General features: G+C 49.3%; 18 protein-coding genes. 10 read left to right on the top strand and 8 right to left on the bottom strand.

The genetic code is table 11. The annotated features are described in order from the left end of the window. The first annotated feature begins 3 nt into the window (after nucleotides 1-3). The 6 genes from surA to AC4MRN_RS04525 all read left to right on the top strand — a co-directional run bounded on the left by surA (nucleotide 4) and on the right by AC4MRN_RS04525 (nucleotide 6,590). Nucleotides 4-1,287, top strand: coding sequence for a peptidylprolyl isomerase SurA (gene surA / locus AC4MRN_RS04550; RefSeq protein ID WP_073320345.1), 1,284 nt, complete (start codon nucleotides 4-6; stop codon nucleotides 1,285-1,287). Between the two features lie 15 nt (nucleotides 1,288-1,302). Next, nucleotides 1,303-2,286 carry a 4-hydroxythreonine-4-phosphate dehydrogenase PdxA gene (gene pdxA / locus AC4MRN_RS04545; RefSeq protein ID WP_073320348.1) on the top strand — a complete coding sequence of 328 codons (984 nt, stop codon included), beginning with the start codon at nucleotides 1,303-1,305 and terminating at the stop codon, nucleotides 2,284-2,286. Beyond that, nucleotides 2,283-3,095, top strand: coding sequence for a 16S rRNA (adenine(1518)-N(6)/adenine(1519)-N(6))-dimethyltransferase RsmA (gene rsmA, locus AC4MRN_RS04540; RefSeq protein ID WP_073320350.1), 813 nt, complete (start codon nucleotides 2,283-2,285; stop codon nucleotides 3,093-3,095). Before pdxA ends, rsmA begins: the two co-directional genes overlap by 4 nt. Next, nucleotides 3,076-3,474, top strand: a complete 399-nt coding sequence (gene apaG / locus AC4MRN_RS04535; protein WP_155015788.1) for a Co2+/Mg2+ efflux protein ApaG — start codon at nucleotides 3,076-3,078, stop codon at nucleotides 3,472-3,474. The genes rsmA and apaG overlap by 20 nt, the downstream gene beginning before the upstream one ends. A gap of 4 nt (nucleotides 3,475-3,478) precedes the next feature. Next, entirely contained in the window at nucleotides 3,479-4,285 is an 807-nt protein-coding gene (locus tag AC4MRN_RS04530; RefSeq protein WP_491055094.1) for a symmetrical bis(5'-nucleosyl)-tetraphosphatase, read from the top strand. Nucleotides 4,286-4,565: 280 nt separating this feature from the next. Continuing rightward, nucleotides 4,566-6,590 (top strand): HAMP domain-containing methyl-accepting chemotaxis protein, encoded by a 2,025-nt coding sequence (locus tag AC4MRN_RS04525; RefSeq protein WP_370240933.1) that lies wholly within the window; start codon nucleotides 4,566-4,568, stop codon nucleotides 6,588-6,590. Between the two features lie 42 nt (nucleotides 6,591-6,632). On the opposite strand, the gene AC4MRN_RS04520 is transcribed toward AC4MRN_RS04525, so the two are convergent. From AC4MRN_RS04520 to AC4MRN_RS04505, 4 genes are all read right to left on the bottom strand, one after another. Then, a complete protein-coding gene (locus AC4MRN_RS04520) occupies nucleotides 6,633-9,059 on the bottom strand; it encodes a glycosyl hydrolase 115 family protein (RefSeq protein ID WP_491202622.1) in 2,427 nt (808 codons plus the stop codon). A gap of 208 nt (nucleotides 9,060-9,267) precedes the next feature. Further along, nucleotides 9,268-10,650: a M16 family metallopeptidase gene (locus tag AC4MRN_RS04515; RefSeq protein ID WP_490402410.1), complete on the bottom strand. Its 1,383-nt coding sequence runs from the start codon at nucleotides 10,648-10,650 to the stop codon at nucleotides 9,268-9,270. A gap of 5 nt (nucleotides 10,651-10,655) precedes the next feature. Further along, the gene (locus tag AC4MRN_RS04510) at nucleotides 10,656-12,125 is read right to left on the bottom strand and encodes a M16 family metallopeptidase (protein ID WP_491202621.1); all 1,470 of its coding nucleotides are present in this window, start codon (nucleotides 12,123-12,125) and stop codon (nucleotides 10,656-10,658) included. Nucleotides 12,126-12,377: 252 nt separating this feature from the next. After that, a complete protein-coding gene (locus AC4MRN_RS04505; RefSeq protein ID WP_073320366.1) occupies nucleotides 12,378-12,878 on the bottom strand; it encodes a lactoylglutathione lyase family protein in 501 nt (166 codons plus the stop codon). A gap of 89 nt (nucleotides 12,879-12,967) precedes the next feature. Between AC4MRN_RS04505 and AC4MRN_RS04500 the strand changes: the two genes are divergently transcribed. Continuing rightward, the gene (locus AC4MRN_RS04500) at nucleotides 12,968-13,843 is read left to right on the top strand and encodes a LysR family transcriptional regulator (RefSeq protein ID WP_491202620.1); all 876 of its coding nucleotides are present in this window, start codon (nucleotides 12,968-12,970) and stop codon (nucleotides 13,841-13,843) included. Here AC4MRN_RS04500 and arfB read toward each other — a convergent pair. Next, complete coding sequence (gene arfB, locus AC4MRN_RS04495; protein WP_155015795.1) at nucleotides 13,840-14,253, bottom strand: alternative ribosome rescue aminoacyl-tRNA hydrolase ArfB; 414 nt, start codon at nucleotides 14,251-14,253, stop codon at nucleotides 13,840-13,842. The two genes, AC4MRN_RS04500 and arfB, sit on opposite strands and share 4 nt — an antisense overlap. A 154-nt stretch (nucleotides 14,254-14,407) precedes the next feature. Between arfB and AC4MRN_RS04490 the strand changes: the two genes are divergently transcribed. The 3 genes from AC4MRN_RS04490 (at nucleotide 14,408) to AC4MRN_RS04480 (ending at nucleotide 19,299) form a co-directional block, all read left to right on the top strand. Beyond that, entirely contained in the window at nucleotides 14,408-16,000 is a 1,593-nt protein-coding gene (locus AC4MRN_RS04490) for a sensor domain-containing diguanylate cyclase (RefSeq protein WP_491202619.1), read from the top strand. A 108-nt stretch (nucleotides 16,001-16,108) separates the two neighbouring features. Next, complete coding sequence (locus tag AC4MRN_RS04485; RefSeq protein ID WP_491202618.1) at nucleotides 16,109-17,623, top strand: bifunctional metallophosphatase/5'-nucleotidase; 1,515 nt, start codon at nucleotides 16,109-16,111, stop codon at nucleotides 17,621-17,623. Next, complete coding sequence (locus AC4MRN_RS04480; protein ID WP_491202617.1) at nucleotides 17,623-19,299, top strand: diguanylate cyclase; 1,677 nt, start codon at nucleotides 17,623-17,625, stop codon at nucleotides 19,297-19,299. The genes AC4MRN_RS04485 and AC4MRN_RS04480 overlap by 1 nt, the downstream gene beginning before the upstream one ends. Before the next feature lie 71 nt (nucleotides 19,300-19,370). Here the strand turns inward: AC4MRN_RS04480 and lysC are convergent, their stop codons facing one another. The 3 genes from lysC to AC4MRN_RS04465 all read right to left on the bottom strand — a co-directional run. Continuing rightward, on the bottom strand, nucleotides 19,371-20,720 hold the full coding sequence (lysC, locus tag AC4MRN_RS04475; RefSeq protein ID WP_073320381.1) for a lysine-sensitive aspartokinase 3: 1,350 nt from the start codon (nucleotides 20,718-20,720) through the stop codon (nucleotides 19,371-19,373). Nucleotides 20,721-20,754: 34 nt separating this feature from the next. Continuing rightward, nucleotides 20,755-21,231 carry a DUF192 domain-containing protein gene (locus AC4MRN_RS04470; protein ID WP_490402415.1) on the bottom strand — a complete coding sequence of 159 codons (477 nt, stop codon included), beginning with the start codon at nucleotides 21,229-21,231 and terminating at the stop codon, nucleotides 20,755-20,757. Between the two features lie 50 nt (nucleotides 21,232-21,281). Continuing rightward, nucleotides 21,282-22,580 (bottom strand): bifunctional aconitate hydratase 2/2-methylisocitrate dehydratase (locus AC4MRN_RS04465; RefSeq protein WP_491202616.1); only part of this gene is annotated, 1,299 nt, incomplete at its 5' end.

Raw genomic sequence — 22,580 nt, 5'->3', positions numbered from 1 at the left:
TTTATGAAGTATATTATTCGTGGTTTGTTATTGGGTTTGGTATTAAGCCTGCCTGCCGTTGCTCAGGTACAATTGCTCGACAAAGTCGCCGTGATCGTAGATCAGGGTGTGGTGTTGGAAAGCGAAGTCAAAGCCCTGGTCGACGAGGTAAAAGCAGATGCTGAAGCCAAAGGCCAGAAATTACCGTCTGATCTCGCGCTTCGCACGCAAGCCATTGAGCGCTTAATTCTGAAAAATTTGCAGCTACAGCGCGCGGAAATGATGGGGATCCGAATCAGTGATCCGCAGTTAGATCAAACCATCGCGAATATTGCAGGCAATCAGGGCGTATCGGTAGCCCAATTGCGTGAAGAATTATCGCGTCAGGGCATGACTTATGACGATTATCGCGAAAAAGTGCGCGAAGAGATGATTATGGGCGAAGTGCGCCGCGCCAACGTGCGTCGTCGTATTTACATCACGCCTCAGGAAATTTCCAACCTGATGGAAATCATTGCTCAACAAGGTGGCGATCAGGCAGAGTACGAACTGGGCCACATTCTGATTGGATTCCCGGCAGATCCTACCGACGAAGACATTGCTGAAGCCCGTGAACGTGCCGACAAAGTTATTGACCTGCTGAACAATGGTTCTGAATTTGCACGTATCGCCATTGCAGCATCTTCAGGATCAGAAGCCCTAGACGGCGGTAACATGGGCTGGATGAACATCAATGCCATGCCTACGCTGTTTGCAGACGCTGTGCAAGGAAAACGCAAAAACGCGCTGATTGGTCCGATTCGAAGCGGCGCCGGTTTCCACATTCTGAAAATTCTGGATACCCGTGGTATTGAAGTCGTTGAAGTGGAAGAGGTCAATGCACGTCACATCCTTATAAAGCCGTCTATCATTCTGAGCGAGGAACGCGCTCAAAAAATGCTTAAAGACTTTAAAGAACAAGTCATTGCAGGTGACGCTGATTTTGCAGAGTTAGCCAAGGAACACTCTGCTGACCCAGGCTCTGCATTGCGTGGTGGTGAATTAGGTTGGGCTGACCCGAACATGTACGTACCGGAATTTAAAGATGCGCTGGCTAAATTGGCGCCCGGAGAGTACAGTGAACCAGTACGCTCTACCCACGGCTGGCATTTAATTCAATTGCTTGAACGCCGGGTGGACGACGCAACTGATCAACGCAAGGAAGAGAAAGCCTACCAACTCCTTTACAATCGTAAATTTGCGGAAGAAAGCGAGAACTGGTTACGCGAAATGCGTGACACGGCTTATATCGAAGTCCTTAGTGAGTAAACTTAAGGCCTCTTAATGACACCGTTAAAAATTGCAGTAACCCCTGGCGAGCCCGCCGGGGTTGGACCTGACCTGACTATTGAACTGGCCCAACAATCGTGGCCAGCGCAGCTGGTTATTTTCGCCGACGAAGCCATGATGCAGGAACGTGCCAGCATGTTGGGTAAACCACTCAAGCTGACACACTATACGCCCGGCGAAACCCGCATCCAGGAACCCGGAGAACTATTCATCCAGCCCATTCCAGCGGCTGTTCCTGTGGTGCCAGGTGAACTGAACAGTGAAAACGGCCACTACGTCGTAGAAACACTACGCCAGGCATGCCAGGCAAACATCGAAGGCGATTTTGATGCGGTCGTTACCGGCCCGGTGAACAAAGGCATCATCAATAAAGCCGGTATTTCATTCAGTGGCCACACTGAGTTCTTTGCCCATCAATCGAATACGATTGATGTGGTAATGTTACTGTCTACCGAAGGTCTGAATGTTGCGCTGGCTACCACACACATTCCGCTGGAATATGTGTCCAGAGCGATTACGCGCGAGCGATTGCACAAGGTCATTCACATCATTCACACCGACCTGAAGCTGAAGTTCAACATTACCCAGCCGCACATTTATGTATGTGGTTTAAACCCCCATGCGGGTGAAGACGGTCACATTGGCCGGGAAGAGATCGAAACCATTACCCCTGCGCTGAACGAGCTGCGTGAACAGGGTATTCATATTACCGGTCCGCTGCCTGCAGACACTATTTTTCAACAAAAATACCTGGCCGATGCCGACGTTGTACTCGCGATGTACCACGATCAGGGCCTACCCGTGCTAAAATATAAAGGCTTTGGTGCATCCGTGAACATCACACTGGGATTACCCTTTATTCGTACATCCGTTGATCACGGTACCGCGCTGGACCTGGCGGGTAAAGGCGAAGCCGACAGTGGCAGCTTTACCCAGGCAATGCTTAAAGCAATCGAGTTAGCAAAACACCAACAATGAATAAAACGCATTTAGGTCATACCGCGCGTAAGCGGTTTGGTCAGAACTTTTTAAATGACACCTTTGTCATCGAACAGATCGTCGATGCCATTAATCCGCAAGACGGCGACAACCTGGTGGAAATCGGCCCCGGATTAGGCGCATTAACCGATCCGGTTTGTGAGAGAGTCAATGCGCTGACCGTGGTAGAGCTGGACCGTGACCTGGCAAAACGGTTGCGTCACCACCCTTTCCACGGTAGCAAGCTGACGATTGTTGAGCAGGATGCCCTGAAAGTCGATTTTGCTGAACTCGCAAAGGTCGATGCGCCGCTACGCGTATTTGGCAACCTGCCGTACAACATATCAACGCCGATCATGTTCCATTTGTTCAGTTTTGCAAATCTGATCAAAGATATGCACTTTATGTTTCAAAAAGAGGTGGTGAATCGCTTAGCCGCCACGCCAGGGCATAAAAACTATGGCCGCCTGTCGGTAATGGCGCAATACTACTGTAAAGTTCAACCCGTTATTAACGTGCCGCCCGGTGCATTTGTGCCACCTCCCAAAGTGGAATCTGCGGTGGTGAGATTAACCCCGCACACTACGCCTCCGGTGCAGGTAAGCTCAGTAAAAACCCTCGAACGCGTCTGTACGTTAGCGTTTAATCAACGCCGCAAAACCATTCGCAATAGTTTGAAAGAATGCATAGAAGAAGCACAGTTGCTGGCACTGGGCATTGACCCAACCCGCCGCGCCGAAACCCTGTCGTTGCAGGATTATGCCGTGATAGCCAATTGGGTAGACGAACATGACAACACCGACGCCTGAGTCTAATTTGGCCGAATTGGTTTCAATTCGGGTAGTAACGCGGCATCTGCCGGAGCATCTGCCTTCCGACAGTGACAAGTTCGCATTTGCCTATCAAATTACCATCATGAATCACAACAGTTGCGCGGTCACGCTAACCCACCGCTACTGGCTTGTCACTGACGCCAATGGCAAACAAACAGAAGTGAGTGGCGAAGGTGTCGTTGGCAAACAACCAACCATTGAACCCGGCGAAAGTTTTCAATATACCAGTGGCTCAGTGATCGACACGCAAGTGGGCACCATGCAAGGTCACTACGAAATGAAAACCGAGCAAGGCGATACCTTTCGCGTACCAATCGATCCATTTCGTTTAGCCCTGCCAAACATTATTAATTAGGCACATGGCAAGATACGTCATTGGGGATATTCAGGGCTGTTACGAAGGACTTTCCCGATTACTGGACAAAGTTAAGTTTGATCCTGCCTGCGATACACTCTACGCCGTGGGAGATCTGATTGCTCGCGGCGAGGACTCCCTGAGCACAATTCGACTTCTACGCAGTCTGGGAAACCAGTTCAGCACCGTACTGGGCAATCACGACCTGCATTTCCTGGCCGTCTCGCAAGGCCTGAAAAAAGTCAAGGCCAACGACAAGCTGGATACCTTACTGGCCTGCCCTGAACTCCCGGATATCATCGAGTGGTACCGCCAATGGCCGCTGGCCATGATGCTCGACGACAATACAATAATGGTACACGCCGGTTTATACCCGGACTGGTCTTTGTCACAACTGTGTGCCCTGAGTCAGGAAATCAGTGATGAGCTGCAAAGCGCCCGTTGGTGCCAGTTGCTGGAAAACATGTATGGCAATGGCCCGACGCATTGGGATCAAGGCCTTTCGGGTGCGGCGCGGCAGCGATTCATCATCAACAGTACCACACGCATGCGCTTCTTATCAGCCGACGGCGGACTGAATATGAAAGCCAAATACGCCCCCAAAGATGCACCGGGCTCACTTTGTCCCTGGTTTAAAGTGAACAATCCTCAGTTACTGCCTGAACAGCGGGTCATATTTGGCCATTGGGCCGCCCTAATGGGTCACACAGAGTCCTCGCAGTTCCGGGCACTTGATACCGGTTATGTCTGGGGTAACCAACTGACCCTGTTAAACCTGGATCTCGGGCAAACTTTTGCGATCAGCGCTTAACCTTTTTCAATTTTGGTCCGATACTGTGTAAACAGGGAGTTAAAGAAGTCTGATCACAGCAATTTATGCCTAATACTTTTGTATCATGCCGTAAAGGTTGGTATAAAAGTATCTACAGCAATGATTGTTGTATGACTTATCGGGGACTGTTATGGAAGTTTTGCTGTAGGGGACACAGCATCGGGACCTTGAAAGCCAATCAGTAATACCAGACGCCTGAACAAGCGACGTAGAAACACTGTTTGGATACTAAAAACTATAAAAAGCTCTGGGAGCCAGAATGAATTTAACGGTTAAAGCGCGAATCATCATCGGGTTTGTCGCAATTAGCGCATTACTCCTTATTATTAGTGTATTTTCATTAGTTAATTTGAGTTCAGTTCATGATGACGTAGAGGAAGTCAACAAGGTTGCCATGCCAACCGTGGTGGGAAGCAACACGCTAAAAGCCACATTCCTCAACATGGGTCGATTGACATTTGAAGCGTACATTTCTGAAGACATTCCCTCAGTAGAGACTAGCCAAACGAATTTTAACGAAGCGAATCAGCGTTTCGACGCCGCGTACAAAAGTCTGGCCGTTACCGTCAAGAATGATCCCAAGCTTAAAGCGTCACTGCAAACAGTGCGCGGTCAGTACGAAGAGTACTTGTCTACCGTAAACAGCCTGTACGACAGTCACTTGCAATATCTGCATAAGCGCAACGAAGTGTCCTCTCGCCTGATGGACGTGGAAGACAATGCTGACGATGCGTCAACTTACCTGCTGGACTTCAGCGACACAGACGAAGTAGCCAGAAGCACTAAACTCAAAAAAGCGTCTCAGCTTGGCAGCGAATTAGAGACCCGTTTGTTAACACTCATGACGGTGACGTCTGATTACATTAAAACGCAAACCCTGGTGCGTGCAGATACGCTGAGTAACGAAGTTAAATTTGCGGTCGATGCCATTAACGAGCAACTCGATGCCATGTTAGCGGCGGCAGATGGCCAGGATAGCACTGGCATGTTAAGTGATATCGAAGGCCTGGTAAACGATGCCATTGATGCCGTCACAGGTAGCGACGGAATTATCCAGCTACACATGACGCGCCTGGAGTTGAGAAATAAAACGCAACAGTCTCTCAGTCAGGCCGACAACAAAGCCTCAGAAGCCATTAACGAGCTAGAAAACCTGTTGGCTCTGACTAACCAAAAAGCAAAATCACTGGAAGAGAAAGTCACAGACAGCGTAGCGACCGGGACAACCAGCGTCTTCATTATTGTTGCAATTTCACTGGTTGTTGCCTTCTTCACCGGTATGAAAACGGTGTCGGCCATTACTGTGCCTCTAGCGAAGGTGAACGAATTGCTTAACATTGCCTCTTCTGGTGATCTGACTCACAACCTCGACGACTCCAAGCAGGACGAATTCGGTCAGTTGGCAAAGAACTGTAATAAGCTCATATCCAGTCTGAAAGACCTTATCCAGGGTATTAATCTGCGCGCTGAACAACTCGCAGCAGCGTCAGAACAAACCTCAGCGGTTACCACGCAAACCACGAAGTCGATTCAGGATCAGAAAACGCAGATTGGCCTGGTGGCAACGGCCACCACCGAAATGCATTCAACGTCTCAGCTAGTGACACAAAATGCAGAAAATACACTGGAAGAAATTCGTCACGCCGACGAAGAGTCCAACAAAGTGCGTACGATTTCACTGGAAAATAAAACAACCATTGAAGTACTGGCGCGCGACGTTGACCAGGCTGCTCAGGTTATTAATAAACTGCATCAGGACAGCGCCAGTATTGGTAGCATACTCGACGTTATTCGCGGTATCGCCGACCAAACAAACTTATTAGCATTGAACGCGGCTATCGAGGCTGCCCGGGCTGGTGAACAGGGCCGGGGCTTTGCCGTGGTTGCGGATGAAGTACGAACCCTTGCCAGCAGAACTCAGGAATCCACGCAAGAAATCAATGCCATGATTGAGGTGCTTCAGGAAGGCGCGGAGAAAGCCGTGGCCGTGATGAATCAGGGCAAAGAGCAAACGGCGAAATGTGTTGAACAAACCGACATGGCCACTCGTGCTCTTGATGTGATTTCCGAGGCTGTGCATCGCGCCCATGACGTGAGTTCGCAAATCGAACAATCTGCACGCGAGCAAAATCTGGTGTCTCAGGATATCAGCGAGAAACTGGAAACCATCGTGGGCATTGCCGAAGAAACTACCGTGGGTGCACAACAGACGTCGGAGTCCAGCTCCGAAGTCGCCCGTTTGGCCGAAGAGTTACAAAGCTCAATTCGCCAGTTCAAAGTATAAACACAGGTATCGGGCAAACGGCGGTGTCGTTTGCCCGATGTGTTATTTCTCTGCTGTCTTTCCTGCCTGCGTCATCGTTACTTCATCGATAACAATACCCGTTTGATTCACCGCTAACGTCAAGACATGATGCCCTGCGGAAAGCGAAGACAGATGAAGCCTGTTTACCCTTCGATTTGCCAGCACACCTTGTTTCCAGGCCTCGCTTCTCCCTCGGGAATTAAGCGCAATTTGCTCAACCTGCTTGTTGTTGAGTAATACCTTTAACTGATGATCAAACTGATTCGCATGAGTGGGCAATGTCGCTATCTCAATGTTTACATCACCGCTAACGGGCAAATCAAACGCATAGCTCACAGTGGGTTGCTTAGATTCAAAGGATCTGGTCGCCAATGGAAATACCGTCAGTGCGTGACGGGAATAGCCCAGCTCTGGAATTGCGCGCCACTGCGCCCCTTTCGGGGCCCAAGTATCCGCTGATGCAAGCACCACCGGCTCTTGGTAACCGGAGGTAGACAATGGCCCTCCATTAATGAGCGAGGGCGAGTCAAACACAGGTAAACGACGCGGGCTCGCATCCATCATGGCCGCCCATTTACCGTTGTTCTGGCTATTGTACAGGTCGGTTAGTTGCTGAATATGCCGATGCGCTTGCACTGCCTTCGCCCTGTAACTTTCACGTACGTCAGGCTTCACGGTTGTGCTTGCCAGTTGACGGTAAAGCCATTTTCGATTCATCGCCGCCGCGCCCTCGATGGGATAAGCCACCAATTGATACCATGCCGACTGTAATTGGGCTGGCACCTGACGCGCCAATGCGCGCATCGAGTCCTCCAAGCGCTGATACGCCTGCAACCGATTATGAATGAATGATTCAGACCAGCTCGTCAGTGATGTAGGCGTAGTGGGCTCGGTCTGGCTCCAGCCCATGAATTCAGGCCGCCGAATAAACGCCAGGTGATAATACGTCAGCATCAAATCTGCTAAAGGTTCGGCGAGTGCCGGTCCGAAATCCCGAGCAAACTGCTGTTGTAAAAATGATCTGGCGTTATTAACGTCCAGTTCTGGGCCTGACCAGCCTAATTCAAGAAACCACTCTGTATTGTACTCAATTGGTTTAATGTCCCCGACGTTGGCAATCCATAATTGCTTAGCCCCATCTGCATAAGCCCTTGCCATTTCAACCTGAATTAACGCGGGATGCGTAGAGCTCAACCACAGATAGTCATGGGGCCTGCCCCAGTAACTTAAGTGATAATAGACCCCGCTTCCACCGGTTCTGAGCTGTTCTTGCGGATTGCTGCGACGTCGAATATACCCGTAGTTGTCATCCGGCCAAACCAGCGTCACCTCTTTCGGTACTGCTAATCCGGCATTGTAGAGAGCCAGCACTTCTTTGTAAGGCGTAAAGACCTGTTTGATAGCCCGTTTGTCTCCATAGACTTCACGTAACAACTGACGTTGCTTTTGAATCACCTGCTGCAATACTGCGACGGACTCCTCTATCGACGACGTACCTTGCATGTGACTGTCATGAATGCCCCGCATTCCCAGTGTAAACAAAGGTAAATCCGGCACGTCGCCCAATTCCTCGACCCGGCTCTGCCAGTATTCCAATACCTGCTGAGAATTGTTCACATAGTCAAACTGACCGCGCTGTGTTGTCTGCCATTCGTAGACGTTATTGCGCATCATGGGCTCAGCATGCGATGTGCCAACGTGAATCTGATAGCGCTGCGCCATTGCTTTATTTCCCGGTACAGTAAAAAACGCCTTTGTTCCCGGGTGCATAGCAGGCCAAATCGTGTTTGCTTTGAGACGCAACAGCAACTGGAATATCTTTTCGTAGGTGCGCGGACCAATATTGCCGGTTTCAGGCTCAAACGTCTTCGCAGCCCAAGGCAACAACCCCCAATCCTCATCATTTAAAAATACCCCACGATACTTCACCGCCGGGCTTTCGAGCATGGGTAACCCGGATAGAATGAGTGACGCTTTATCTACTGCGCCTGCCGCCACTTCAACATCTGCCCACCAATGCCACGGTGAAATACCCACTTTCTCGGCGATGGTCATCAAACCATAAACCGCGCCCCTGATATCTGCGCCAACGACATGTAACGTCTCACCAGACACGAACACAGCAAAGCCTTCCCATTGACCATGGGGAGTATTTTCCAGGGATTTCAGCCTGGGGTGAAAAGGATCAACGGTCACCAGAATACCCGCGCCGCTTTCGACATATTGCTCTGTTACTTCTATCGAGCGCCCCGCTCTGCGCCCAACGTTGTCGGCAAAATCATTCACCGCCCAGGTTAACAAGGGATCCTTGTGTGTCACATGCAAAAGTAACCTGCCTTGATTGGCAGTGAAATCAAATGAACTGGGTTCAGAAGCATGCAACACAGCGCTATTCAAAGTAAAAGCAATGAGTAGCAGAAATCGCAAAATGGATATATTAGATGGCATAAAGAAACGGCTTTTTTTTAACATGACTCACGCTAGGCCAGTGCTTTCGAGAGGTCAATGTGAACCGTTGCATTGTTCCAGATGCGAACTGCTTAAAGCGTATTCGGGGTCGCAATCAAGGGCATTATTAAAAGAGAAGGGTTGAGTGCAATGATATGTCGGGCTACCGGTATGTATTCCGGTAACCCGGCTGGGTATAATGATGTAGCTACAAGGCAAATAGTCCATCGAGAGTGGCCAGCTGTGCTTTTACATCTGCCTCATCTCCTACGACAACCAAATGCATTTTTGACACATCCAGGTATTGTTTCACCACATTGCTGACTTCCGCAGGGGTAGTGGCGTAGATCTTATCAACATAGGTTTGCAGATAAGACGCATCCAACCCATGCAGCTCAGTAAATGCCAGTTGACTAATAATGGCTCCGCGAGAACTGTTGCGCAGTACGAATATCCCGGCCATGTAATTTTTCACCCCCGTCAACTCCTTCTCAGACGGATGTTCGTTAGCCAGCAAGTTGATTTCCTTTACGATTTCACTTAGTGAAGCCGCTGTCGCTTCAGCGGTCACATCTGCGCCCTGATACCAAAACCCGGTACCAACACGGTCCATTACTGACGAACGCGGTGAGTAGGTATACCCTTTGTCTTCGCGAATGTTTGAGGTAATGCGACTGGAGAAAGCACCGCCCAGCAGCGTGTTCATCACATTCATGGTCATGGCATCTTTATGACCCGGGCCAAAAGTCGCTAAACCTAAACGTAGTGTTGACTGCGGCGCATCAGGACGATCGATTACGGTAACCGACGGACCAGCCTGAGCCAGTACAGTTTTGCGCTGAGGTTCAGCACCGGCTTGCCATTCACCGAAGGCGCTCTTCACTGCTGCCAGTACAGCGGCTTCATCAAACACACCGGATACATACAGATGACTGCGATTTGGTACCAGGTTGGTTGCTACGAAGGCGGCAGTCTCTTCAGCCGTTATAGACGCCAGCGACTCCTGCGTTGGGTACAACTGTCCATAGGGGTGGTTGCCGTATATCTTGTGATAGAAAGCCTCGGTTGCCTTACTCGAAGGACGAGACTTTGCAACGTCAAGTTCACGCTGGCGATCGACCTTAATGCGAGCCAGATCGCTCTCATCAAAATTGGCGTTCAGGACCATGTCTGCAATGACGGCAACCGCATCGTCTGCAAACTCACTGAGTACATCCGTTCCCAACCAGCTGGAATCCAGCCCCACTGACGTGTCTATCTGTCCGCCCATACTGGCTACCGACGTTGCCAGAGCCTGCGCAGACTGATTGGCCGTACCCTGACGAAGCATTTCGAAGCTTAAATCAGACAGCCAGATTTTACCGCCATCATCTATATTGCCAGTGTGAGTGACCAACCGCACCGTCGCCTTAGGCGTAGTGCCGTAGGGAATAAATGTGACTTTCAGGCCATTGTCCAGCGACACCTGGCGCGTTTCAGGCACAACAAAATTACTGGGCTTCCCACCAGCAGGCGGTAGCTCTTTCGCAACGGAAACAGCGGAAACCATCAGTGCCGCGGCGCAAAGCGAGAGTGTTTTAAATAATGTCATGCTGATTACTCCTTGTCACTGGCTGGCTGGGTCGCAGGATCTTCGCCCGGGGTAACGGTGAGAACGGTACGATTAGTGGGTCGCAGATATTCCTTGGCGGTGCGAATGATAAGCTCCGGCGTTACCTGTTTAAAGTTCGCTTCCAGTTCATTGATCTTGTTCGGATCGTTGTCAAACAAGGCGAAGCTGGCCAGTAAGTCGGCCCGTCCAAAGCCATAATAACCATCGATGGCATCAAACAGGCTTGAGCGAATTTTTACAATCGCTCGAGACATGGCTTCTTCGCTCATTGGCTTTTCTGTTAACTGGTTTACCACACTGTCAATGGCCTGGGTAATTTGCTCCCGGCTGATATTGTCGTCATGGGTAAATGAACTCATCCACAACATAGGGCCGTTATAGTTGAACATATTGCCCAGCAGATAGTTAATACCACCGCCAACGTCACCGGTTATCTGGCGTTTTTTCACTAACTCCTGATACAGCAAACTGTCTTCGCCCTGAACCAGGATTTGATCAATGATACCCATGGCGTAATACTCAGGCGTCCCCCGCGGTGGCATTTTGTAGGCAAAAGCAAAAGCAGGTTTTGGCGCCAGCTTATCGAACTTATTGAAGACCTGTTCTTTTTCCTGACGTAATTCAGTTAAATCGGGCTGCGGTGCTATTTCTGCCGATGGAATATTCCCGAAATATTTCTCCACCAGCGTTTTCGCTTCTGCTGGGTCAAAATCACCCACCAGAGCCAACGCCGCGTTATTCGGCGCGTAATACATCTTAAAAAACGCATCTACGTCTTCCAGCGACGCGGCATCCAGATCAGCCAGATCGCCATAGAAATTGTGCGCGTTGTACCAGTTATTAAAGGCATACTGCGGCATGTCCAGCCAAGGGAAGCCGCCATAGGGCTGATTCAGCACATTGACTTTAACTTCGTTTTTAACCACACCTTGCTGGTTAGTCAGATTTTCCTGCGTAATCGCCAGGCCTTTCATACGGTCGGCTTCTGCCCATAAGAAGGTTTCCAGTTTATGCGATGGCACGATTTCAAAGTAGTTGGTGTAGTCAAAACGCGTCGAACCGTTCAAAACGCCACCGTTGTCATTAACCAGTTTAACGAATTCCATTTTGCCCAGGTTCTCAGAACCCTGAAACATCATGTGCTCAAATAAATGTGCAAAACCGGTGCGATCCCTGGGTTCATTTCTAAACCCGATATTGTAATACACTGCCACCGTGACAGTGGGTGACGTATTGTCCGGTGATAACACCACTTTCAGGCCATTATCGAGGGTGAAGTAATCCACCGGGACATTGTATTCCATGCCCATCGACACATCGCCTGCGCGCGCTGCGATGTTCTCTGCAGAAGGCATACTAGCTTGCGAGGATTGTTGCGACGCTGTATCTGGCTGACCACAGCCGAACAACATGGCAGACAACACGCCCGCTGTCAGTAAAGACATTGTTTTCATGACGTTCCCTTTTATTATTTTGTGTATAACGATAAGAGTTGCGCTTATACCCGGGCCTGACGAAACAGACGGAATGCGTAAAAACGGCGATCTGACAGCACTGCAGTTTGCTGCAGTGCTATGTTAAGGTCAGCATGCAACCTGATTATCTTTTGGTCAAGCTACAGACATATTTTGAAATGGTTTTGTTTGCGAACCGGATGATAAGTTCAGCAACGCCCCGGGTCCTTCAGGACGCTGCTAACAGGAAGGTTAGTAAGCCCCAGCACTGTAGATCAATTCATAACTGTGGCTGTATATTTCAAGAATATTGCCAAACGGGTCTTCCATGTAGATCATACGGTAAGGCTTCTCACCCGGATAATAATAACGAGGCGCAGGCATGCGACGCTTGCCACCCGCCGCTTCAATTCGCTCAGCTAACCCTTCTACATCCGGATCCTGAACACAAAAGTGGAAGATACCGGTTTTCCAGTACTCAAAGTTGTTTTCCGGGTTTTGCTGTTGGTCGAACTGAAAGATCTCGACGCCGATTCTGTCCCCGGTAGAAAGGTGGGCAATTTTAAAATGCTGCCAGCCTTTGCCAAACACGTCAGTGCACATTTCACCAATGGGTGAGTCGTCTTCCGTTATTGATGTCGGTGGCATAATCAGATACCAGCCTAATACCTCGGTGTAAAACGCTACGGCTTTCTCCAGATCGGGGACAGAAATACCGATGTGGGAAAATGTTCTTGGGTAAGTGTTACTCATCATTCCTCCTAAGTTGGTGGAATAAAGCTTAACTTTCGCCATCAATTACGTAAAATTATCAATTATCATTAAATAAATTACATTTCGTTATGATAAACACAAAGTGGTTACTGACCTTTAGCACGCTTTGCGAGGAAAAGAGCTTTACTCGCACTGCTAATAAGCTCTTTATGACCCAGTCTGGGGTCAGTCAGCACCTGGCAAAACTGGAAGACCACCTGGCACAGACACTGGTTATTCGAGAAGGAAAGCAGTTTGTTCTCACCGATGCCGGGCTAAGGCTGCTCGACGATGCGAATGCTGTACTGGCTGCCATCAATAATCTCGAACAGCACATTGGATTTGATACCCCTGATGAAGGCAAGTTACGGATCATGACGCCGGGCAGCGTTGGGCTTAAGTTGTATCCCCATTGTCTGGATCTTCAGCAGACACATCCTGCCCTGAGTGTTGAATTTCGCTTCGCGCCTAATCGCGACATCGACAAAGCACTGTTAGAGAACACTATTGATATTGGCTTAATGACAAGAACGTCATTACATAGTGAAATTGTCACGACCCCCCTGGCTGAAGAGCCCCTGTTACTGGTTACACCTGCTGCAGTAGAAGATTGTTCCTGGCAAACACTGGAAACACTGGGGTTTATTGCCCATCCCGATTCGGCCCATCATGCCGAGTTACTGTTAGGCGCGAACTATCCACAGTATCGCTCGGCGGCATCGTTACCTCAAACGGGGTTCTCAAATCAGATTGGGTTAATACTGGAACCAGTCAGCCGGGGGCTCGGTGCTACAGTGCTTCCGGCACATGCCGTGGCCGCTTTTCCGAACCAACATGCCATTCGCATTCACCAACTCGATGTGCCGGTTAGTGAAACCATTTATTTAGCAGAGCATCATTTAAAGCCACGTCCTGCGCGTGTCGATATGCTGGTCACGCACATCAAGCGCTGGCTTAAACATTAAAACTGCACTTTTTGCCGCTGCTGTTTTCGCTGACTCTGAGCTTGCTTGGCGTCTTTACGACGGGCTTTAACAGCCCGGCTTACCCGAGTCGCCTTGCGGGGTTTATCTTGTTTAAGACGGCTTGCAATCCACTCAACCAGACGTGCAATGGCATCTTCGCGATTTTGTTCCTGCGTTCTGAATCGCTGTGCTTTAATCACCATCACACCGTCACCGGTCAACCTGCTATCGGTGCTTTCCAGCAGACGCGCCTTGACCTCTTCAGGCAAGGAAGATGCGGTAATATCAAAACGCAGGTGAATTGCACTACTTACCTTATTCACGTTTTGCCCGCCGCTGCCCTGAGCGCGAATGGCCTGTAATTCTATGTCTTGTTCTGCGAGATGCAGATGTGGAGTTACTTCTATCATATTGGTCGATTTTGCAAATTACCCCGATATAGTGCGTAAGCGCTCGCCAAATGTCAAAGCACCGCCACACTGAATCACCTGGATTGAGCCAATTTAGTTGAGGTTTTACTGCTGTCGTCTACGCTTATTGTAAGATTTTTAACGGTGCATTGACGTGACAGTTAGTCTTCGGAGCAAGCTACTGCTTGCGGTAGCGTTGGCATTAATTTTCAGCCTTACTACCCAGGCATTCATTCGCTTCAATTGGACATTACCAGCCCTGGAACACATGGCCAATAGTGCGAATAAGGCCGATCTGTTGCGTCTTGAGGAAGCATTCAGTCAGCAAATTGAAACACTGCGCAGCATTTCGTTAGACAACGCCGTATGGGATAAAATGCACCGGGCTGCCATAGACCGAAACAACGAGTGGTTTGAGGAAACTTACTTTTTGCATGAAACCTTTAGTCAGCTCAATATTAACGGCTGGTACTTTTACGCCCATGACCACCGCCTCATTGCAGGTCAAAGTATCGAGTTACCCTACAAAGTAACCTCAAATCCCATCTTTGCCACGCCCGGCCATTCCATAACCCAACACTTTTTGTTCGATGCTGTGGCAGTGAATAAAAAAGCCATGTCCCGCTGGGGCCTGGTCACCATTAATGAGCGGCCAGCCATCGTGCTGTCTCATGCCATAACCAGCGGCGATGCCTCTGGCACCATTGCCGGAACCAGTCTTATTTGGTCGTACATCAATGACAAACGCATCTCGCAACTTAGCCTGGCGTTGCAGAAACCTCTGTCACTTATCTCCGTAGTATCGGCTACTGACATTCCCGCCAATGTAGTCTCTGCGTATACTCCGTCAAGCTTACACGGAGAAGCAAATAACCGTCAGCTCGATCTGTTGTTTAACGACTATCTGGGCCGCCCCTTTTTTATATTGCGCTTTAACGAAACGCGCTATCCATTTGATAGCCGAGTGTTTGATCAGACTTTGCTGGTTGGCTTACTAGCCGCAACATTGATGCTGTACCTGTTTTATTTGTTTATCCGTCATCAAATTCTGGTGCCGCTTGGCAAGATGGTGGATATAGTGGCAGAAGTCATGGACACCTCGGACTTTTCAAAACGCATTGACTTAAAAGGTTATGATGCAATAGGCAGGCTGGGTAATCACATCGACAGTTTATTTGCATTAGTCAAAGACCAAAAGGCGGAATTGGTTGAGCACAATAAGCAGCTTAGAAACATGAGCTATACCGATCCACTTACCGGTATCGCCAACCGCCGTTATCTTGATCAGCATTTACAGACACTTGCCGAGAGTGATGAAACCACGCGAATGCCCCTGTCATTACTGCTAATCGACGTCGATCACTTTAAGTCTTTCAACGACAATTATGGCCATAACCAAGGGGATAAAGCCTTGGTGGATGTCGCCACTATACTTCGTCAAAACACACATGCGGCCACTGATTTTGTGTGCCGGCTGGGTGGTGAAGAGTTTGTTATTGTGTTGCGAGATACAGAGTACGACGATGCACTGGCAGTAGCTGAAAACCTGTGCGCGCAAATCGTCAGTGCCGGCATTTCGCATGTCATGTCGCCCTATCACGTACTTACGGTATCTATTGGTGTAGCAACTAAAGCACCAGGTGTATCATTGCACCAGGCAGAGCTGATAGATCAGGCCGATAAGGCGATGTACCTGGCCAAAGATGCAGGAAGAAACCGTGTTGAGGGTTATCTTTCGGATACGTAAATGTTTTTTTATGCGAAAACCCTTTTTCTTCGGGCTTTAATCCGCGACAATGACCAAAGCGGCGTAACCATGTCTGAATGACGTGGGGGTTACAGGAGTTTGTTTAGCGTGTACCGTTCACTTATTATTCTGGCGATGTCTATTGCTGTATCACTAGTGCCCTCGAGCGTACTCGCTGCCTCTCATCAACTTACTATTGTGTACGCTGCTGAGCTCCCCCTGATAAAAAACGAACCGCACGGCAGTTATGCACAGTTAGCCACGCTGTTGGAACAAACTCGCGAAACCGACTCCACTACGACCTTTCTATTTGGCGGAGGTAGCCTGGCGCCCAGTATGCTGTCGTCTTTCGACCGCGGTGCCCACATCATTGATATCCTAAATACCCTGGAGCCCGACGCCATGGCAGTGGCGAAGCGCGAATTCAGTTACTATGAAGATGAGTTTTCTTTGCGCGCCTATGAAGCGGCTTTTCCTATGGTGCTGAGTAATGCCATCGATCCGCTGACCGGGGCAAACATCGACGGCGCAGTCAGAAGAATTATCATTGAAAAGCCTGGCATCAAAGTAGGTGTTATTGCGCTAATCCATGACTCTGTTATTGAAGAATATTTGTTACAGCGACTACAGATCACTCAACCCCGCAACGCCGTGCGAGAGCAGATAGCGCTGCTCAAGGCTGAAGGGGCCGATGTCGTCGTATTGATGATTTCTGACAGGCACGACTTTGTACACGATCTGTTAGAACAAGGCAGCGTAGATGTCGTGTTGCGAACCGATCCTCACTATACCCTGTCCAGCGATAATCAACACAGCAGTGAACACCCGGGTTACGTCTTTATCACCTCACCCGGTACCTCGGCTGTTGTCACCATTAGCTGGCAGGACTCTGACACCGCAAAACAGGTCGCTGTAGACACAATAGCGCTAAATCAACTGCAAGCCGACAAAGTAGTAGACACGCAAATAAATGCATATGACGACCGAATTAGTGCGCTGCTCGGAGAAGAAATCGCCACACTGGCAACCAGCATGAATACGCAGCGTTACGATGTCAGAACCAGTGAAAATGGGTTTGGCAATTTGGTCAGCGACGCGTTGCGCAGCGCAAGTCATACCGATGTAGCACTGATAAATGGTGGCGCAATTCGAGGCGAGCGAACCTATAGCCCTGGTTACGTTCTCACCCGGGAAGATATCTCCACAGAATTACCGTTTCGCAGCCGTATCACCGTGCTACGCCTGGCTGGTCGGCATATCAAAGCCGCACTGGAAAATGGATTAAGTCAGGTAGAACAGGTCGCGGGCCGTTTTCCTCACGTCTCTGGTATTTCGATGAACGTTGATTTAAACGCCCCGGTGGGTGAGCGTGTTAAACAGGTCATGGTAAACGGACAACCGCTGGAGGAAGCCCGCATTTACAGCATGGCAACTTCTGACTTCCTGGCCGGCGGTGGCGATGGCTACGACGCATTGACACTTGGTACAGAAGTACCGTTTAGCCAGCAGGTTACGCCGCTGATTGCCGATATTGTGATCAGTGTACTGAGACGTCAACAAACCATTTCAGCCAGAAAGTCAGGCAGAATTAACTACATGCCCTCGATTGGAAGGAACGATTAATGAAAAAACAATCGCCTTTACAATCTGTCACTGCCGATAGCCATCAAAAGCGGCTTTACTCTTTAACCGGTATCATCAATATTGGTTTGGTTACTCTGATCCTGTCGATCTTTGTGCTTGCCGTTACCACCTATTCGAAGCTTAAGTCGTTTGAAGAATCGTTGATTTTGATGACCGATGAATCACTACCAACCGTCGTCCACTCTGGTGAATTGTATTCACAAATGAGTTTACTTATGAGTGTGACTGAGCGGTTGTCAGGCGCAAATTCTGATGCGATGCGCCGCATTGCCTACAATGCAATTAATCAACAACTGGCGTCTTTGGACGATGTGGCAATGGATCGCAGCGACAACGCTTATATGCTTGCACAACTGCGCTCTATTCGACGGGAACTGGCAGACTTAAATTCACTGGTAGAACAAAAACTCACGGTCAACACGCTGCTAAACACGCAGCAAGACAAATTGTTTACGCTACACAGCAATATTACGGATACGGCAACAGCGACGGTCACTAATTTGGCCAACCAACCCTGGTATCTGGCGTTTTCCAATGTTGTTGCCCGTGCATCCGAGGTGCTGACAACAGAGCAATTAAGCTTAATACGTCAGCAGCAACGAACACTCAGTGCCCTGCTCGACAAACTGGATTCGCTGTCACAGGCCCAGCGCACGAGCAAAATACAAGGCGCGTCAGCCATCAGTACGCAATTGCGCAGAATGATCCTGGATGACAAGGCCGGTCTTATTGCCCTTCGACAGTCACAGTTGAAAATTGTAGGACGGGTGCGTGGACGAGGCAATTTTGTACGTAATCTCATATCAGATTACGCCCGTTTGAATGAGTTTGAATCTCACCAGTTGAATGAGTCCGTTCTGGAACGCGCTTACGATACCTCACGGCTGGTCACACAGCAGATTCAGCATATCAGTATCATATTTGTTTTTGTGTTTCTTGCGTACGTTGCTTTCGTATTGTTTATTCACCATGCGGTTGTACGCAGACTCAAGAAACTGCGCAATCAGGTGCAACAGCGCGCAGCCGGTGACAGCCGGGAAATTAAGATGAGCGGCAAGGATGAGATGACCGAGCTAGCCCATAGTTTTGAACAGTTTGCGTCTACCATAGAAACCCAAAAAGCCACGCTGGAAGAACTGAGTCTGCGGGATGCCCTGACCGGAATTGCAAACCGCCGAGCTCTCGACGAGCGCTATCTACAGGAGATTCATGTGGCTTCGCGCCAACGCTGGCCACTTAGCGTTATGCTTTTGGATGTCGATTTCTTCAAACAATACAATGACAACTACGGGCATGGTCAGGGTGACGAATGCTTAAAACAAGTCGCGCAATTGCTGAAATCCACCCTGCCCCGTAAGACGGATTTACTGGCCCGTTACGGGGGTGAAGAATTTGCCATCCTACTTCCTGACACCGATCAGGCCGGCGCAATACGGGTAGCAGAGGCTATTTTAAATGCCTTCAAAGAAGCCCAAATCCCACATGATTTCAGTGGCGTAGCCGACCATATTACGATCAGTATTGGTATATCAGTAAGCCAGGATGTGTTGGGCGATCACACGATACCGTCGTTCGATGAAGCAGATAAATCCCTCTACACCGCAAAGCGTCAGGGGCGAAACAAGTGGGTGATGTATGACGAGAGCATCGTTTAAGCCGATGCTCTCAACAGGTATGAACTAAGGAACCGACACGCCGTGTACGGTTCGTACTTATATGCTTTACACTACTCGAATAATTCGCTGTGCAGTACTTTCACAATTTCAGTACTGTCAGATTCGTTCACCAGGAACGAAATGTTATGCGGGTTAGCACCGAAGCAAATCATTCGCAGGTTGTAATCGGAAACCGCTGCAAAGATTCGGCTCGATACGCCTTTACCCGTTTGCATGTGGTTTCCCACCACCGTCACCAAATCAAAGCCATGCTCAACCTTAACGTCACAGATGGTTTCCAGTTCGGCAATGGTTTCCCGATTCAGTCGCTGCGCAACAGAATTAGCCGGGTTATCCAGTGTAAATGACACAGAGATTTCAGAGGTCGTAACCAAATCCACGCTTAGTTTGTGTTTGGCAATGATAGCAAAGACCTGTTGCAGGAAGCCTTGCGCGTACATCATTTTCGGTGTTTTTACCGTGACCATAACCTGCTCTTTACGACGCGTAATGGCGCGGAATGACGGCTCGTGCTCGCAGTCACGAACAATCCAGGTACCGCCTTTTTCAGGCTCTTTACTGGAACCGACAAACACTTTGATGTCCTTACGCACTGCAGGCTCCATGGTTGCCGGGTGAAGCACCTTGGCACCAAAGGTCGCCATTTCAGCCGCTTCTTCAAAGCTCAGCTCTGGCAATGGGTGTGCTGCTGGCGTAATACGTGGATCGGTTGTGTATACACCGGTCACATCCGTCCAGATTTCACATACATCTGCCTCCAGGCCTTCGGCCAGCAAAGCGGCGGTAAAATCGGAGCCACCTCGTCCAAGCGTGGTAGTTCGGCCTTCTTCATCGGCACCGACGAACCCCTGTGTAACTACGATGGCATTGGCAATTTCAGGTTTTAACAGCTTTTGAGCGTTTTCTGCGATGGCGTCAATTTGCGGTGCCGCTTCACCAAATTCGCTGTCTGTGCGCAGTACTTTTCTCACGTCAAAGTTCAGTGTTTGCACATTTTGTTCAGCCAGAACGGCTGAAAACATCAGTGAAGACATGCGCTCACCCATCGACAGCAACTGGTCTTTTAAGTCGTTGCGGTGCAGGATTTCTTCATGGCTTGCCAAACTGCGCAATTCATCAAGCAGCTCGTTTAATTTAGGCTCAATGTTCGCTTTGTCTTTCAGGGCATTTAAGATAGCCAGTTCAATATCAATAATCGACTGAACGGTGTCATTGATTTGTTCCTGGGTCATCGGGGTGTGGGCCAGACTAACCAGATAATTTGTTACGCCAGCCGCGGCACTGACAACAACAATACGGGTTGCAGGGTTACCCGCAACAATTTTGGCACAATTTTGCATGGCCGCATAATTGGCCACACTGGTGCCGCCAAATTTTGCAATGGTTAACGCGTTGCTCACGGTGTTCTCCGTTATTACGCTGAGAGTTCTCAGTTTAAGGATTGACAACCAGTTGGTCACCAACACGTATCTCGTGCTGTGCAAACCAACCTTGGTTCATTTCTAGCGCATACTTCACCACGCCTGATGCACCAACCGACGTAAGATCGTGTGGGTGCAGCGCTTTGATATCAGTGATCACGCCGTTTCTGTCGATAAATGCCACATCCAGTGGTATGAAAGTATTCTTCATCCACATGCTTGCTTGTTTTTCTGGTTCAAATCGAAATAGCATCCCGCAATCCTCGCACAAAGATTTGCGAAACATCAAGCCTCTGGCCCGCTGCTCAAATTGCTGTGCATATTCAAGTTCAAGCTTTATATCATTAATTTGTATTCGCACCGAATCAAATTCGACATCAGATGATGCCTGAGCCGAAAGCCACACCAGCGCGCTAAACAGCACACTTAATATCAGGCCAGTTTGTAGTCGGTTGCGAGTACGCATGATGATTCCTTGTTGTTTAAGCATAAAAAAAGCCGGGCCCTTACGGTGCCCGGCTTGCTAGTTTATATGCTAACTCAGGCAACATTCAACGTTGGAATGATCTTAGCCTTCGCATCTTCTTCCGCTTTCTTGAAGCTGTCCATCTTGTCGAAGTTCAGGTAGCGGTATACATCGGCTGCCATTGAGTCGATCTTACCTGCATATTCCATGTACTCCTCAGCCGTTGGCAAACGTCCAACGATTGCACCAACTGCTGCAAGTTCTGCAGAAGTCAGATATACGTTAGCACCATCACCTAAACGGTTAGGGAAGTTACGGGTGGAAGTAGACAGTACCGTAGCACCGGCTTCCACACGCGCCTGGTTACCCATACACAGTGAACAGCCAGGCATTTCAGTACGCACACCCACACGACCGTAGATGTTGTAGTAACCTTCTTCCATCAACTGGGCTTTATCCATCTTAGTTGGAGGAGAAATCCACAGACGGGTTGGCAGCGTCTTGCCGTAATTATCAAGCAGTTTACCTGCTGCACGGAAGTGACCAATGTTAGTCATACAAGAACCAATGAAGACTTCGTCTACTTTGTCACCTGCCACGTCAGACAGCGTTTTCGCGTCGTCTGGATCGTTCGGACAGCACACAATTGGCTCTTTGATTTCTGACAAGTCAATTTCAATGACTTCTGCGTATTCAGCATCGGCATCAGCACGCATCAGTGTTGGGTTAGCCAGCCACTCTTCCATCTTACGTGCACGACGCTCAAGGGTACGAGGATCGCCGTAACCTTCGTTGATCATCCAGCGCAACATCGTGATGTTAGAACGCAGGTACTCGGCAATAGATTCTTCAGACAGATTGATGGTACAACCCGCTGCAGAACGCTCTGCAGACGCATCAGACAGTTCGAACGCTTGCTCAACCGTTAAGTCTTCCAGACCTTCGATCTCAAGGATACGACCAGAGAAGGCGTTGATCTTACCTTTCTTCTCAACCGTCAGCAGGCCTTGCTTGATACCGTACAGCGGAATCGCGTGTACCAGGTCACGCAGGGTGATACCAGGCTGACGCTCGCCTTTAAAGCGAACCAGAATTGACTCAGGCATATCCAGTGGCATTACGCCAGTCGCGGCAGCAAACGCAACCAGACCAGAACCGGCCGGGAATGAAATACCCAGAGGGAAACGAGTGTGAGAGTCACCACCGGTACCTACGGTGTCAGGCAACAACATACGGTTCAACCAGCTGTGGATGATACCGTCACCAGGACGCAGTGAAACACCGCCGCGGTTCATGATGAAGTCTGGCAGCGTGTGCTGAGTATCGATATCAACCGGCTTAGGATACGCCGCAGTGTGACAGAAAGACTGCAT

The organism is Marisediminitalea sp. (assembly GCF_984433645.1).
Note: the sequence above shows the minus strand (reverse complement) of the source record. Positions and strands in the feature narration are given on the sequence as shown.

What these genes read in the sequence shown, in the direction of transcription:
- AC4MRN_RS04470 (WP_490402415.1), bottom strand. Translation starts at nt 21,231, where the DNA reads ATGCTTAAACAACAAGGAATCATCATGCGTACTCGCAACCGACTACAA.
- rsmA (WP_073320350.1), top strand. Translation starts at nt 2,283, where the DNA reads ATGAATAAAACGCATTTAGGTCATACCGCGCGTAAGCGGTTTGGTCAG.
- AC4MRN_RS04505 (WP_073320366.1), bottom strand. Translation starts at nt 12,878, where the DNA reads ATGAGTAACACTTACCCAAGAACATTTTCCCACATCGGTATTTCTGTC.
- arfB (WP_155015795.1), bottom strand. Translation starts at nt 14,253, where the DNA reads ATGATAGAAGTAACTCCACATCTGCATCTCGCAGAACAAGACATAGAA.
- AC4MRN_RS04500 (WP_491202620.1), top strand. Translation starts at nt 12,968, where the DNA reads ATGATAAACACAAAGTGGTTACTGACCTTTAGCACGCTTTGCGAGGAA.
- pdxA (WP_073320348.1), top strand. Translation starts at nt 1,303, where the DNA reads ATGACACCGTTAAAAATTGCAGTAACCCCTGGCGAGCCCGCCGGGGTT.
- AC4MRN_RS04525 (WP_370240933.1), top strand. Translation starts at nt 4,566, where the DNA reads ATGAATTTAACGGTTAAAGCGCGAATCATCATCGGGTTTGTCGCAATT.
- AC4MRN_RS04520 (WP_491202622.1), bottom strand. Translation starts at nt 9,059, where the DNA reads ATGCCATCTAATATATCCATTTTGCGATTTCTGCTACTCATTGCTTTT.
- AC4MRN_RS04515 (WP_490402410.1), bottom strand. Translation starts at nt 10,650, where the DNA reads ATGACATTATTTAAAACACTCTCGCTTTGCGCCGCGGCACTGATGGTT.
- apaG (WP_155015788.1), top strand. Translation starts at nt 3,076, where the DNA reads ATGACAACACCGACGCCTGAGTCTAATTTGGCCGAATTGGTTTCAATT.
- surA (WP_073320345.1), top strand. Translation starts at nt 4, where the DNA reads ATGAAGTATATTATTCGTGGTTTGTTATTGGGTTTGGTATTAAGCCTG.
- AC4MRN_RS04510 (WP_491202621.1), bottom strand. Translation starts at nt 12,125, where the DNA reads ATGAAAACAATGTCTTTACTGACAGCGGGCGTGTTGTCTGCCATGTTG.
- AC4MRN_RS04480 (WP_491202617.1), top strand. Translation starts at nt 17,623, where the DNA reads ATGAAAAAACAATCGCCTTTACAATCTGTCACTGCCGATAGCCATCAA.
- AC4MRN_RS04530 (WP_491055094.1), top strand. Translation starts at nt 3,479, where the DNA reads ATGGCAAGATACGTCATTGGGGATATTCAGGGCTGTTACGAAGGACTT.